At 61.4% G+C, this 13,889-nt stretch carries 10 protein-coding genes and 1 tRNA gene; 4 read left to right on the forward strand and 7 right to left on the reverse strand.

Translation table 11 applies throughout. The features are described 5' to 3' along the window. Nucleotides 1–43: 43 nt before the first annotated feature. From FN835_RS00855 to metH, 7 genes are all read right to left on the reverse strand, one after another. Entirely contained in the window at nt 44–997 is a 954-nt protein-coding gene (locus tag FN835_RS00855) for an ABC transporter permease (protein ID WP_142661293.1), read from the reverse strand. 5 nt (nt 998–1,002) lie between these two features. Beyond that, entirely contained in the window at nt 1,003–2,304 is a 1,302-nt protein-coding gene (locus FN835_RS00860; protein ID WP_142661294.1) for an ABC transporter permease, read from the reverse strand. 75 nt (nt 2,305–2,379) lie between these two features. Next, the gene (locus FN835_RS00865) at nt 2,380–3,456 is read right to left on the reverse strand and encodes an ABC transporter substrate-binding protein (protein ID WP_142661295.1); all 1,077 of its coding nucleotides are present in this window, start codon (nt 3,454–3,456) and stop codon (nt 2,380–2,382) included. 108 nt (nt 3,457–3,564) lie between these two features. Next, on the reverse strand, nt 3,565–4,647 hold the full coding sequence (locus FN835_RS00870; RefSeq protein ID WP_142661296.1) for an ABC transporter substrate-binding protein: 1,083 nt from the start codon (nt 4,645–4,647) through the stop codon (nt 3,565–3,567). 31 nt (nt 4,648–4,678) lie between these two features. Next, nucleotides 4,679–5,782 carry an ABC transporter ATP-binding protein gene (locus tag FN835_RS00875; RefSeq protein ID WP_142661297.1) on the reverse strand — a complete coding sequence of 368 codons (1,104 nt, stop codon included), beginning with the start codon at nt 5,780–5,782 and terminating at the stop codon, nt 4,679–4,681. 434 nt (nt 5,783–6,216) lie between these two features. Continuing rightward, a tRNA-Leu gene (locus FN835_RS00880) sits at nt 6,217–6,303 on the reverse strand. 72 nt (nt 6,304–6,375) lie between these two features. Then, nucleotides 6,376–10,113: a methionine synthase gene (gene metH, locus FN835_RS00885; protein WP_142661298.1), complete on the reverse strand. Its 3,738-nt coding sequence runs from the start codon at nt 10,111–10,113 to the stop codon at nt 6,376–6,378. A gap of 145 nt (nt 10,114–10,258) precedes the next feature. Here metH and lipB point away from each other — a divergent pair, with 145 nt between their 5' ends. From lipB to FN835_RS00905, 4 genes are all read left to right on the forward strand, one after another. Then, complete coding sequence (gene lipB, locus FN835_RS00890) at nt 10,259–10,915, forward strand: lipoyl(octanoyl) transferase LipB (protein WP_142661534.1); 657 nt, start codon at nt 10,259–10,261, stop codon at nt 10,913–10,915. Between the two features lie 153 nt (nt 10,916–11,068). After that, nucleotides 11,069–11,566, forward strand: coding sequence for a c-type cytochrome (locus FN835_RS00895; RefSeq protein ID WP_142661299.1), 498 nt, complete (start codon nt 11,069–11,071; stop codon nt 11,564–11,566). 169 nt (nt 11,567–11,735) lie between these two features. After that, the gene (gene ctaD / locus FN835_RS00900) at nt 11,736–13,412 is read left to right on the forward strand and encodes a cytochrome c oxidase subunit I (protein ID WP_142661300.1); all 1,677 of its coding nucleotides are present in this window, start codon (nt 11,736–11,738) and stop codon (nt 13,410–13,412) included. Between the two features lie 47 nt (nt 13,413–13,459). Further along, the gene (locus FN835_RS00905; protein WP_342778569.1) at nt 13,460–13,888 is read left to right on the forward strand and encodes a DUF2244 domain-containing protein; all 429 of its coding nucleotides are present in this window, start codon (nt 13,460–13,462) and stop codon (nt 13,886–13,888) included. The last annotated feature ends 1 nt before the right edge of the window (nt 13,889 follow it).

The following is a 13,889-nucleotide window of genomic DNA, read 5'->3' on the forward strand; positions in this document are numbered from 1 at the left end:
CCGCCCCGAAGGGCGGCGGGGTCAGGGCCGGGGTGTGCGCCGCTTAATGCGGCGTGACGCCCCGCAGCTTTTCCGAACGACGCCGCAGCATCTCGACCGCAGCCAGCAGCGCGATCGAGAAGATCACAAGCAGCGTTGCAACTGCCAGAATGGCCGGAGAGATCTGTTCGCGGATCCCGTTCCACATCTGGCGCGGAATGGTCTGCTGATCGGGACCGGCGATGAACAACACGGCCACTACCTCATCGAACGAAGTGACAAAGGCGAACAGCGCCCCCGAGATCACGCCAGGCAGGATCAGCGGCATGATGATGCGAAAGAACGTCGTACGCGGATTGGCCCCCAGGCTTGCCGCCGCACGCGACAGCGACTGGTCGAAACCGATCAGCGTCGCGGTGACGGTGATGATGACAAAGGGAATGCCCAGCGTCGCATGGGCCAGGATCACGCCCAGATAAGTGCCCGCCAGACGCCCGCATTGCGGGTTCAACCCGATCCATGTCAGCGGCTCGCAGGGGTTCGAGTAAAAGAAGAACATGCCCGTCGCCGTGATGATGATCGGCACGATCATCGGCGAAATCAGCATCGCCATGATGATGCGGCGAAAGGGCATTTCCGGGCGCGACAGGCCAAGTGCCGCAAGCGTGCCCAGAACCGTCGCAAGAATGGTCGAGAAGAAGCCGATGATGGCAGAACTTTTCGCTGCCTGCACCCATTTCGCATTCTGCCAGACATCGGCCCACCAACTAAGCCCGCGCGGCGCGTCGGGATTGGTCATGCCAAAGGTCAGCAGGCTGTCATACCACCGCATCGAATAGCCCGAGGGGTCAAAGGACAGCATCTTGTCGGTAAAGGTGAAGTAAGGCTCGGCGTTGAAGGACAGCGGAATGACCACCACGATCGGCGCGATCAGGAAAAAGAAGATCGCCGCACAGATCGCCAGCCGGGCGTAATACCAGGTCTTTTCCAGCGGGGATGCGTAGGTCGGAAGTGCCATGGTGATTATCCCAGCTTGAGGTTGTCGATGCCGACCAGACGGTCATAGACCCAGTAAAGGATCAGGACGCCGCCCAGCAGGATCGCGGCCAGCGCCGCCGCCATGGACCAGTTCAGCGTCTGCGTCATGTGCATCGCGATCATGTTCGAGATCAGCTGCCCGGACGATCCGCCGACCAGCGCGGGCGTGATGTAATAGCCCACGGCAAGAATGAAGACCAAAAGCGCCCCCGCCCCCAGCCCCGGCAAAGTCTGCGGGAAATAGATGCGGCGGAACGCGGTCCAGCTTGTCGCACCCAGCGAACGCGCGGCGCGGACATAGGACGGGTTGATCGTGCGCATCACCGAATAAAGCGGCAGGATCATAAAGGGCAGCAGGATATGCGTCATCGCGATGATCGTGCCGGTCTGGTTGAAGATCATCTGCAAGCGACCGCTATTCCCGATCACACCCAGCCAGACCAGAATATCGTTGACCACGCCCTGCTGCTGCAACAGCACCATCCAGGCGGTGGTTCGCACCAGAAGCGAGGTCCAGAACGGCAGCAGCACCAGGATCATCAGCAGGTTCGATTTGCGCGTGGGCAGCGTCGCCAGCAGATGCGCGATGGGAAAGCCCAAAAGGAACGTGGTGAAGGTGATGACCAAGGACAGCCACAGCGTGCGCAGGAACAGCATCAGGTAGACGCGCTGCTGTTCGGGGGCCTGCACGATATTGCCACTGTCGTCGCGCGTGCGGTCCACCGCCGCCAGATAGAAGTTCGAGGTATAGGGCGACGACGCTTCGCGCATCACGGACCACAGCTTGGGGTCACCCCATTTCTGGTCCATCTCAAGGATGGCATCGCGATAGGGCGGCTCGACCCCGCGCCGTGCCTGACGCCCGGCCGAGGTGAAAAGCGATCGTGTGCCCGGCATGTCATAGTTGATCCGGGTGCCCACGACGCCGATGGTGCGCGCCTCGGCGCTTGCGGTCAGGTCGGCGGCCAGCGCCGCCCATGCCGCGTCATTGGGATCGGTGCCGCGCGGATGTTCGGCAAACCACGCCGAAAGCTGCGGCATATTGGCCGAAAAGCCATCATTCTTGACCGAGCGTTGCAGCATCTGGCCGATGGGCAGCACAAAGGTGATCAGGATGAACAGCAAAAGCGGCAGAACCAGCATGAACGCGCGGCGTCGGGCCTTGCGCGAACTGCGCGCCAAAGCGCGGGACAGCGGCTGTCCGTCAGCGGTCTTCAACGTGCCGCGCTGGTCAAGGCCACCGGCCTCGGTCACGACGGCGGCATGGGGGTCAAGCGCGTTGGCCATCTTGGTCCTTCACCAGCGAACTTCTTTTGCAGAAAGCGCCGCCGCGCGACACGCACGGCGGCCGGGTTATCCGGGTCAGCTTGCGGCCAACCACGAGTTGAACTGTTCGGCCAGTTCGGCGGAATGGTCGGCCCAGAACTCCGGGTCGTCATAGACGGCGGTTTTCAGGTGATCGGGATTGGTGGGCATGAACGGCCCCATCTCGGTCTTGCCGTCATTATACATGCCGACCTGCGGCGCCGAGGATTTGCGCGCCGGGCCATAGCTGATCCATTTCGCCTGATCCGCCAAAGGCTGCGTGCCGGTCGCGACCTTCACATATTCCATCGCCGCTTCGGGATGGGGCGCGTCCTTGGGTATGACGAAAGCGTTGATTTCCAGATATTGCCCGTCCCAGATGGTGTCGAAGGGCTTGCCCTCGGCCACGATCGCATCGAACAGACGGCCATTATAGACCGTGGTCATCGACACTTCGCCATCGGCCAGCAATTGCATGGGCTGGGCGCCCGCTTCCCACCAGACGACATCCTTCTTGATCGTGTCCAGTTTCTTAAAGGCGCGGTCCACGCCTTCTGGCGTGCCCAGCATGTCATAGACCTCATCGGCAGCGACGCCATCGGCGATCAGCGCCAGATACAGCGTGCGCTTGGGCGATTTGGGCAGGCCGCGCTTGCCGGGGAATTTCGCGGTGTCAAAGAAATCGGCCACGGTCGTCGGCGCGGCATCGGGGAACTTGGTCTTGTCGTAACCGATGACCGTGCCCCAGACGATATTGCCCACGGCGCAGTCAGACAGCGAGCCGGGCACGAAATCCTCGGCTGCGGCCACGCCATCGGCACCGGCGGGCAGTGCCGCGGGATCGATTTCGACCAGCGCGCCTTCGTCGCACATGCGGATCGCGTCGGCCATCGCCACGTCGAACACGTCTCCGGTGACGTTCTTGGCCTCGAACTGCGCCTTGAGCGGTGTGGCCGGATCGTCGGCAGCGATCATGTTCACCTTGGTGCCGGTCTGTTCAGAGAACGGCTTATTGTAAGCCTCGACCTGCGATTTTTCATAAGCGCCGCCCCATGAGACGACATTGACCTCTTGTGCATGTGCGCCAAAGGCCAGCCCGCACAGCGCCGATGTCAGGATCAGAGTTTTCTTCATGGCTTTCTTTTCTCCCGTTGGTGGATGCGGCGCTTTTGGCCGTCGGTTCTTGGCACCGTCCTCGCGGCGCGGAGGCTGCGGCAGACATGCCGCCGCAGCCGGGTTGGATCAGCTTGCCGCCAACCAGGCGTTGAAGCGTTCGTTCAGTTCCGCATCATGATCGACCCAGAAATCCAGGTTCGAGGCCAGCGCCGCTTTCATGTTGTCGGCGAATGTGGGCAGGTTCGGCCCCATCGGGACGTCCGTACCTTCGATATTGCCGACCAGCGCGGCCGCCGATTTGCGCGGCGGGCCGTAGCTGATGAATTCCGCCGCACGCGCCTGCTGTTCCGGCGCGGTCGAGAAGGCGATAAATTCCTTGGCCGCTTCGGGATGCGGTGCGCCCTTGGGCATCACCCAGCCTTCCATCTCATAGATCTGGCCGTCCCACAGGATCTTGAAGGGCTTGCCCTCTTTCTGGGCGGCATCAAAGATACGACCGTTGAAGGCAAAGGCCATGCTGACTTCGCCATCGGCCAGCAGTTGCGGCGGCTGCGCACCGGCTTCCCACCAGATCACGTCATTCTTGATCGTGGCCAGTTTGGCGAATGCACGATCAACGCCTTCGGGCGTGCCCAGCACCTGATAGACATCTGCGGCAGGAACGCCGTCCGCCATCAGCGCCAGTTCCAGATTGAACTTGGCCCCTTTGCGCATGGTGCGCTTGCCGGGGAATTTGGCCGTGTCAAAGAAATCGGCGGGCGTTGCGGGCTTGGCATCCGCGAATTTGCCGTCGTCATAGGCGATGATCATCGAATAGACGTCAGTGCCGACAAAGCAATCGGTCACGGCGCCTTCGATGAAATCATCGGTCGCTGCCGTGCCGTCCGCCGTGGGCGTCAGGATCGACGGGTCGATTTCTTCCAGCAGGCCCTCGTCGCACAGCCGCACCGCATCGGCATATTCGACCGAGGCGACGTCGGCGGTCACGTTACCGGCCTCGACCTGCGCCTTCAGCGGGGTGGCAGGGTTGTCGGCATCAGCGACGGAAACCTTGATGCCGGTTTTGGCCTCGAACGGCTTGGCATAGGCCTGCACATGGCTGTTGCCATAAGCGCCGCCCCAGCTAAGCAGGTTCAGTTCCTTGTCCTGCGCCTGCGCGGTCGCAGCGACTGCGATCAGGGCCGAGGTCAGGATAAGCGTGCGTTTCATGTTTTTTCCCTGTTATTGCAAAAATCTAATATCAAACCGGGTCCAGCGCGCGGGCATCTTCGGGATGCCAGCCGATGCGGATGGTCTGGCCCGGCGACAGCTTGGTCTGGCCCAGCGTGTTGCGATACTTCATGACGAAATCGTCCTGCCCCGCGACCTTCAGCCGTGCCCGCAGGATGTCGCCCATATAGACCACGTCGCGCACCTCGGCTTCGATCGTATGGGCACCGGCGGGCATCAGGTCGGGCTTGAACTCAACCCGTTCGGGCCGGACCGAGACGGTGGTCGTCTTGCCCGCCTCGCGGATATTGACTGCCGTTGCATCGATCAGGTCGCCATTGGCAAGTCGCACCAGCGCCTTGTCGCCGTTCAGCTGTTCGATCTGGCCGCGCAGCGCGTTGTTTTCACCGATGAACCCGGCAACGAAGCTGTTTTCGGGCTGTTCATACAGCACCGGCGGGGGGGCCAATTGTTGAATGCGGCCATCGTTGAACACGGCGATCCGGTCCGACATGGTCAGCGCCTCGCCCTGATCATGGGTCACATAGACGACCGTGATGCCAAGGCGGTCGTGCAGCGCCTTGATCTCGAACTGCATATGTTCGCGAAGCTGTTTGTCGAGCGCGCCCAACGGTTCGTCCATCAGGACCAGCTCGGGGTCAAAGACAAGCGCACGGGCCAGCGCGATCCGCTGTTGCTGGCCGCCCGAAAGCTGCGCGGGACGGCGGTTCTTGAACTTGCCCATCTGCACCATGTCCAGCGCACGGGTCACACGGGTTTCGCGTTCGTCCTTGGACATACCGCGGACTTCCAGCGGAAAGGACAGGTTTTCCCCCACCGTCATATGCGGAAACAGGGCATAGTTCTGAAACACCATGCCAATGCCACGCTTATGTGGGGGCACGTCGTTGATGTTCTTGCCGTTCAGGCGAATCTCGCCATGCGTGGCGGTCTCGAACCCTGCCAGCATCATCAGGCAGGTGGTCTTGCCCGACCCCGACGGCCCGAGCATGGTCAGAAACTCGCCCTTGCCGATGGTCAGGTTCAGATCCTTAACGACAAGGCTTTGACCGTCATAGCTTTTCTGCACATGATCGAAGACGACAAATGCGTCGTTTGCGGCTGAGATTGCCAAGTGCGGGGCTCCCTGTTCTGTGGTTCTTGTTCCGCCAGTCAAAATTATGCGGCGGTTCGGGCGCATTGCAACTGACATGTGCAACTACGCCCCAGAGGAATGGTCCTGCCTAATTTTCATGCAAGCAGATTTGCGGGACGGTTTGTCTGCTCTGCTGGATCATAGAAAACCGCAAAAGAACCATGTGTAATGGATTGCAATCGACGCGCCGCCCTCGCTGCCCAAAGACAAGGCAGATGCTGGGCGGCACAACTTATTGGCGACTAAGCCTTCGGGCACTGTCGCAAGCGTTCTGCACGCCTGTCGCAGATAAAACTTTGGTATTGCGCATCAGGCAGCCCAAACGACAAATAACCCGCGCAAAACGGGACATGGTAAAAGGTGTGGGATCTGTAGGGTGGCGGCAGGCAACGCCCGCTCTGCCGTATGCTAAATGGTGCGGTCGAGAAGACTCGAACTTCCACTCCGGTTAAGGAACAGCGACCTCAACGCTGCGCGTCTACCAATTCCGCCACGACCGCACGTAGCAAGCCGCCTGTTAGACGGTTGCGCGGCGGATGAAAAGGACAATTTCATTCGCCGCGCATATTTTTTCACTCGGCCGCGACAGCGGCCTGCGGGATATAGTTCAGGATCGGCGCAAGCCAGCGTTCCGCTTCGCTGACGGTCATCCCCTTGCGCTCGGCATAGTCCAGAACCTGATCATGTTCGACCTTTGCCACGCCGAAATAATAGGCCTCGGGATGGCCGATATACAGCCCCGAAACCGAGGCGCCGGGCCACATCGCCATTGACTCGGTCAACTCGACCCCGGTCGCTTCTGTCGCGTTCAGCAACCGGAACAGCGTGGTTTTTTCGGTATGATCGGGCTGGGCCGGATAGCCGGGCGCGGGCCGGATGCCGGGATAGGGTTCGCCGATCAATTCCTCCGGCGCGAAGCTTTCATCCGAATAGCCCCAATAGGTCTTGCGAACGCGCTCATGCATCATTTCGGCCAGCGCCTCGGCAAAGCGGTCGGCCAAAGCCTGTACCAGAATGGCCGAGAAATCGTCATGCGCCGCCTTGAAGCGATCAGCGATGCCCTGCTCTTCGGCCCCGGTGGTCACGACAAAGCCGCCGACATAATCGCGGTGCCCCTTGGGGGCGACGAAATCGGACATGGCGACATTGGGCCGCCCGTCACGCTTTGCAACCTGCTGGCGTAGCGTGTGAAGCGTCGCCAGTTCATGTTCGCGATCCTCGGCGGTGAACAGGCGGATATCGTCGCCTGCGCGGTTCGCGGGCCAGAAGCCGATGACGGCGCGGGGTTTGAACCACTGTTCGTCGATGATCTGGGCCAGCATCGCCTGCGCATCGGCAAACAACTGGCGTGCGACCTCTCCCTGTTTTTCATCACCAAGAATGCGAGGATAGACGCCCTTCAACTCCCACGTCTGGAAGAAGGGGGTCCAGTCGATATAGCGGGCGATTTCGGCCAGATCGAAGTCGTCGATGACGCGCGACCCAAGGAACTCCGGCGTCTTCGCCTGAAAACCCGTCCAGTCGATCGCGACCGCATTGTCGCGGGCCGAGGACAGCGGCAGGCGTTTCTTTTCCGCCTCGGCGCGGGCGTGCTTGTTCGCCACGTCCAGATATTCTGCACGAATATCATCGACATAGGCCGACTTACGCCCCGACAAAAGGTTGCCCACCACGCCCACGGCGCGGCTGGCATCGGTGACATAGACCGTCTGGCCCTTGGCATAGCGCGGGTTGATTTTCACCGCCGTATGCACGCGACTGGTCGTTGCTCCACCGATCAGCAGGGGAATGTCGAAGCCTTCCCGCTCCATCTCGCTGGCGACATGCACCATTTCATCAAGCGATGGCGTGATCAGGCCGGACAAACCGATGATGTCCACATTCTCGGCCTTGGCCACCTCAAGGATCTTGGTCGCGGGGACCATGACGCCAAGGTCGATGATCTCGTAATTGTTGCAGGCCAGCACGACGCCGACGATGTTCTTGCCGATGTCGTGCACGTCGCCTTTGACCGTCGCCATCAGCACCTTGCCCGCGCTGGAGGCGCCGCCCCCGGCCTTTTCCTGCTCCATGAAAGGCAGCAGATGCGCCACGGCCTGTTTCATCACGCGCGCCGATTTGACGACCTGCGGCAGGAACATCTTGCCCGACCCGAACAGGTCGCCCACCACGTTCATTCCAGCCATCAGCGGGCCTTCGATGACATGCAGCGGGCGTTCGACGGACAACCGCGCTTCTTCGGTATCCTCGTCGATATATTCGGTGATGCCGTTGACCAGCGCATGTTCCAGCCGCTTGTCCACGGGCCAGGTGCGCCAGGTCAGGTCTTTCTCGCGCGCCTTGCCGCCGCCCTGGCCGTGGAAGCGGCTGGCGATTTCCAGCATGTTTTCCGTTGCCGTTCCACCCTTGGCGGGCTTGCGGTTCAGGACCACATCCTCACACGCCTCGCGCAGGTCGGCGTCGATCTGATCATAGACCGCCAACTGCCCCGCATTGACGATGCCCATGTCCATGCCCGCCTGAATGGCGTGATACAGGAACACGGCGTGCATCGCCTCGCGCACGGGTTCGTTGCCGCGGAAGCTGAACGACAGGTTCGACACCCCGCCCGAGACATGCACATGCGGCAGCGTCTGCATGATCCGCCGCGTCGCGCCGATGAAGTCGAGGCCGTAATTGTCGTGTTCCTCGATCCCGGTCGCCACGGCGAAGATGTTGGGGTCGAAGATGATGTCCTGCGGTGGGAAGCCGACCTTGTTGACCAGAATGTCATAGGCGCGGGCGCAGATTTCCACCTTGCGGTTTTCGGTATCCGCCTGCCCGGTTTCGTCGAATGCCATGACCACGACCGCCGCGCCGTAGCGACGGCAAAGGTTGGCATGGTGCAGGAACGCTTCCTCGCCTTCCTTCAGGCTGATCGAGTTCACGATGGCCTTACCCTGAACGCATTTCAGCCCGGCCTCGATCACCTCCCATTTGGAACTGTCGATCATGATCGGCACGCGAGCGATATCGGGTTCGGCGGCGATCAGGTTCAGATAGTCGATCATCGCCTGCTTCGAATCGATCAACCCCTCGTCCATGTTGATGTCGATGATCTGGGCGCCGTTTTCGACCTGATCGCGGGCCACGTCCAGCGCCGGGGCATAATCGCCATTGGTGATCAGTTTGCGGAACTTGGCCGAGCCGGTGACGTTTGTGCGTTCGCCCACGTTCATGAACGGAATGTCGTCGGTCTTGGTGAACGGCTCAAGGCCCGACAGGCGCAGGCGCGGCTCGATCTCGGGCAGTGCACGGGGCGGAATGTCGGCCACGGCGCGGGCAATCGCCGCGATATGTTCGGGGGTCGAACCGCAGCAACCGCCAACCACGTTCACCAACCCCTCGCGGGCGAATTCAACGACTTGCGCGGCCATATCTTCGGGCGATTCGTCGTATTGGCCCATTTCGTTGGGCAGACCTGCATTGGGATAGGCGCAGATCAGCGTGTCGGCGACGGTGGACAGTTCCGCCAGATGCGGACGCATTGCCGCAGCGCCAAGGGCGCAGTTCAGGCCCACCGTGACCGGCTGCGAATGCGCCACCGAATACCAGAAGGCGGTCGGCGTCTGGCCCGACAGCGTGCGGCCCGACAGATCGGTGATGGTCCCCGAGATCATGACGGGCAGGCGCAGGCCCTTTTCCTCAAACACCTCCTCGGCGGCAAAGATCGCGGCCTTGGCGTTCAGTGTGTCAAAGATCGTCTCGATCAGGATCAGGTCGGCACCGCCGTCGATCAATCCGTGGATTTGTTCGGCATAGGCGATGCGCAGATCGTCGAAGGTCACGGCGCGGTAGCCGGGATTGTTCACATCGGGGCTGATCGACGCGGTGCGGTTGGTCGGCCCAAGCGCGCCCGCGACCCAGCGCGGGCGGCCATCCTCGGCCGTGGCGCGGTCCAGCGCCTTGCGGACCAGCCGTGCGCCGTGGAAGTTCAGGTCATAGACCGCCGCCTGCAACCCGTAATCCGCCTGCGCGATGGTGGTCGAACTGAAGGTGTTGGTTTCCACAATATCAGCGCCCGCCTTGGCATAGCGGTAATGGATACCCTCGATCGCGTCGGGCTGGGTCAGGATCAGCAGATCGTTGTTGCCCTGTTGCGGATGGTTCGTCGCATGGGACAGCGCCACGCCGCTGCCTTGACCCAGAAAATCCGGCTCGGTCAGGCCCAGCCCCTGGATCTGCGTGCCCATCGCGCCGTCAAGGATCAGGATACGCTCGCGCGCCGCAGCGGCGAGAGCTTCGAAGACGGGCGATTTTTTCAGCGTCATGACGGACTCCGGGCAGGTTCAGGCCACTCATATAGGGGCTGAGGGTGTTTTAGGGAAATTCAACATCCGCACAATGATCATGCAGCAAATTCATGATGACAGTGGCCCTCTTGCGGCGGCAGCGGATTGGGGCCAAATGGCGCGTATGACCGAATGGATCACCGCCCCCGGATTGACCGATTATGCGCAGGCCACCGCCTTCATGGAGGCGCGTGCCACAGCCATCGCGGCAGGCGAGGCCGAGGAACTGATCTGGCTGGTCGAACATCCGCCGCTTTACACCGCAGGCACCAGCGCCAAATCCGCCGATCTGCTGTCCGCGCAGTTTCCGGTCCATGAAACCGGGCGCGGCGGGCAATATACCTATCACGGGCCGGGTCAGCGGGTGATTTACGTCATGCTGGACCTGAACCGCCGGGGCCGCGACATCCGCGCCTTTGTCAAAGGGCTGGAAAGCTGGGTCATCGACGCGCTTGCCGAATTCGCCCTGACTGGTGAAATCCGCGATGGTCGCGTGGGCGTCTGGATCGCGCGGCCCGACAAGGCTCCGCTGCCCGATGGCACCATGCGCGAAGACAAGATCGCGGCCATCGGGGTCAAGCTGCGCAAATGGGTCAGCTTCCACGGCATTTCGATCAATGTCGAACCGGACCTGAACCATTATGCGGGAATCGTTCCTTGCGGCATCGCGGGCCATGGGGTGACCAGCCTTGTCGATCTGGGCCGCCCGGTCGAAATGGCCGATCTGGACGTCGCGCTGCGCCGCACGTTCACGCAGAATTTCCCGCCGCTTTCCGCCTGAATTCGGCGCACCTGCAAACGATTACATTTTAGTGCTTGCAGGATGTGCGACCTTTTGGTCGTATCCAGCCAGGGTTGACCCATGCTAGCCGTCAACCTCAGGGAGGGGAGAGGTCCCATCCGTTTTCTGGAAAACGACCTATGAGGAAGAACCATGAAGATCGCAATCTACGCCACGCTTGCCGCAGCGACGTTTGCGCTGCCCGCCGTGGCTCAGGATGCTGCCAATGGCGAAAAAGAGTTCCGCAAGTGCAAAGCCTGCCACATGATCCAGTCGCCTGATGGCACCGATGTGGTGAAGGGCGGCAAGACGGGGCCGAACCTTTTCAATATCGTCGGGCGCAAGGCTGGCACGCAGGAAGGTTTCAAATATTCCGACGCACTGGTGAAACTGGGCGAGGCCGGTGAGGTCTGGACCCCGGAAGATCTGGCGGGCTACATCACCGACCCCAACAAATATGTCGAGGAAAAGGTCGGCGACAAATCCCTCAAGACCAAAATGACCTTCAAGATGGCCAAGAACCAGGCCGATGTGGTCGCTTTCCTGGCCCAGCATTCACCCGATGCGGGCGGCGCGGCACCTGCCGCAGATGCGGCCCCCGCAGCAGCGGATGCCCCAGCCGCCGAGCCTGCCGCCCCCGCCTCGAACTAAGGGACTCGGGCGCAATCTGTCGCGACCGGGCCACAGACGCGGACCAGACCGGAGCTTGAAGGGAGATGCTCCGGTCGCCACGATTGCCGGTCGCAAGATTGTGTTCTAGAAATTGATCCGAGTCCGTCGGCCCCTAAGGCCGGCTAGCCGCATGTTTAGGGAGTTCAGCATGGCAGACGCAGCCGTTCACGGCCACGGGGACCATCATGACACCCGCGGGTTCTTTACCCGTTGGTTCATGTCTACAAACCACAAGGATATCGGCATCCTCTATCTGTTCACCGCAGGCATCGTCGGCCTGATCTCGGTGTCGTTTACCGTTTATATGCGGATGGAGCTGCAGCATCCGGGCGTGCAATACATGTGCCTTGAGGGGGCACGTTTCATTGCAGACGCCAGCGCGGAATGCACGCCGAACGGTCACCTCTGGAACGTGATGATCACCTATCACGGCGTCCTGATGATGTTTTTCGTCGTCATCCCGGCGCTGTTCGGCGGTTTCGGCAACTACTTCATGCCGCTGCATCTTGGCGCGCCGGACATGGCGTTTCCGCGGCTGAACAACCTGTCCTACTGGATGTATGTCTGCGGTGTCGCGCTTGGCATCGCATCGCTGCTGGCGCCGGGGGGAAGCGACCAGCCGGGTTCGGGTGTGGGCTGGGTGCTTTACCCGCCGCTATCCACGACCGAGTCGGGCTATTCGATGGATCTGGCGATCTTCGCGGTCCACGTCTCGGGCGCGTCCTCGATTCTGGGTGCGATCAACATCATCACCACCTTCCTGAACATGCGCGCCCCCGGCATGACGCTGTTCAAGGTGCCACTGTTCGCATGGTCGGTCTTTATCACCGCATGGCTGATCCTGCTGTCGCTGCCGGTTCTGGCCGGTGCCATCACCATGCTGCTGATGGACCGCAACTTCGGCACGCATTTCTTTGATCCCGCAGGTGGCGGCGACCCGATCCTGTATCAGCATATCCTGTGGTTCTTCGGCCACCCCGAGGTCTATATCATCATCCTGCCGGGCTTCGGCATCATCAGCCACGTCATCTCGACCTTCGCGCGCAAGCCGATCTTCGGCTATCTGCCGATGGTGCTGGCCATGGCGGCCATCGGCATTCTGGGCTTCGTCGTCTGGGCGCACCACATGTATACCGTGGGCATGTCGCTGACCCAGCAAAGCTATTTCATGCTGGCCACCATGACGATCGCCGTGCCCACGGGCATCAAGGTGTTCTCATGGATCGCGACGATGTGGGGCGGCTCGATCGAGTTCAAGACGCCGATGCTTTGGGCCTTTGGCTTCCTGTTCCTGTTCACCGTCGGCGGCGTGACGGGCGTGGTGCTGAGCCAGGCACCGCTGGACCGCGTCTATCACGACACCTATTACGTCGTCGCGCACTTCCATTATGTGATGTCGCTGGGTGCGGTTTTCGGTATCTTCGCGGGCGTCTATTACTGGATCGGCAAGATGTCGGGCCGTCAGTATCCCGAATGGGCGGGCAAGCTGCATTTCTGGATGATGTTCATCGGCGCGAACCTGACCTTCTTCCCGCAGCACTTCCTGGGCCGTCAGGGCATGCCGCGCCGTTACATCGATTATCCGGTGGAATTCGCCTATTGGAACAATATTTCGTCGATGGGCGCTTATTTGTCCTTTGCCTCGTTCCTGTTCTTTATCGGCATCGTCTTCTACACGCTGTTTGCCGGTAAGCGCGTGAATGTGCCGAACTACTGGAACGAACACGCCGACACGCTGGAATGGACCCTGCCCTCGCCCCCGCCCGAACACACGTTCGAGCAGCTGCCCAAGCGCGAGGACTGGGACCGCAGCCACGCACATTGATGCCATATACATGGCAAGACACGGCCCCGGAGGATTCCGGGGCCGTTTTGCGTATCTGGCCGCATCGCTCGCTGCCGCCGGGCGGTTTTGCATGGGTCATCGGACTGACGGCGGGATTTCTGGCGCTGCCGCTGCTGGCCGTCATCGGATCGGACGTGCTGTGGGGGCTGCTGCCCTTTGCGGCGCTGGCGGTCTGGGCGTTATGGCGCGCGCTTCGCCACAGCTATCGCGCCCCGTCCGAGGAAATGCGCCTGACCCGCGACAGTCTGACGCTGATCCGTCGTGATCCGGGTCGGGCGGATCGGGTCTGGCGCACCAACCCATATTGGGTGCGTGCAAGCCTGCGTTCCGATGGCCCGGTCGAGGACTACCTTGTCCTGACCGATGGCCAACGCGAGATTGAGCTTGGCGCATTTCTTTCCCCGGATGAGCGCGTGGCACTGCATCGCGAATTGTCGGGGCGGCTTGGTCATTGAC

Source organism: Paracoccus laeviglucosivorans, from assembly GCF_900182695.1.
Classification (GTDB): Bacteria; Pseudomonadota; Alphaproteobacteria; order Rhodobacterales; family Rhodobacteraceae; genus Paracoccus; species Paracoccus laeviglucosivorans.

What these genes read in the sequence shown, in the direction of transcription:
- FN835_RS00870 (WP_142661296.1), bottom strand. Translation starts at nt 4,647, where the DNA reads ATGAAACGCACGCTTATCCTGACCTCGGCCCTGATCGCAGTCGCTGCG.
- metH (WP_142661298.1), bottom strand. Translation starts at nt 10,113, where the DNA reads ATGACGCTGAAAAAATCGCCCGTCTTCGAAGCTCTCGCCGCTGCGGCG.
- FN835_RS00865 (WP_142661295.1), bottom strand. Translation starts at nt 3,456, where the DNA reads ATGAAGAAAACTCTGATCCTGACATCGGCGCTGTGCGGGCTGGCCTTT.
- ctaD (WP_142661300.1), top strand. Translation starts at nt 11,736, where the DNA reads ATGGCAGACGCAGCCGTTCACGGCCACGGGGACCATCATGACACCCGC.
- lipB (WP_142661534.1), top strand. Translation starts at nt 10,259, where the DNA reads ATGACCGAATGGATCACCGCCCCCGGATTGACCGATTATGCGCAGGCC.
- FN835_RS00895 (WP_142661299.1), top strand. Translation starts at nt 11,069, where the DNA reads ATGAAGATCGCAATCTACGCCACGCTTGCCGCAGCGACGTTTGCGCTG.
- FN835_RS00855 (WP_142661293.1), bottom strand. Translation starts at nt 997, where the DNA reads ATGGCACTTCCGACCTACGCATCCCCGCTGGAAAAGACCTGGTATTAC.
- FN835_RS00860 (WP_142661294.1), bottom strand. Translation starts at nt 2,304, where the DNA reads ATGGCCAACGCGCTTGACCCCCATGCCGCCGTCGTGACCGAGGCCGGT.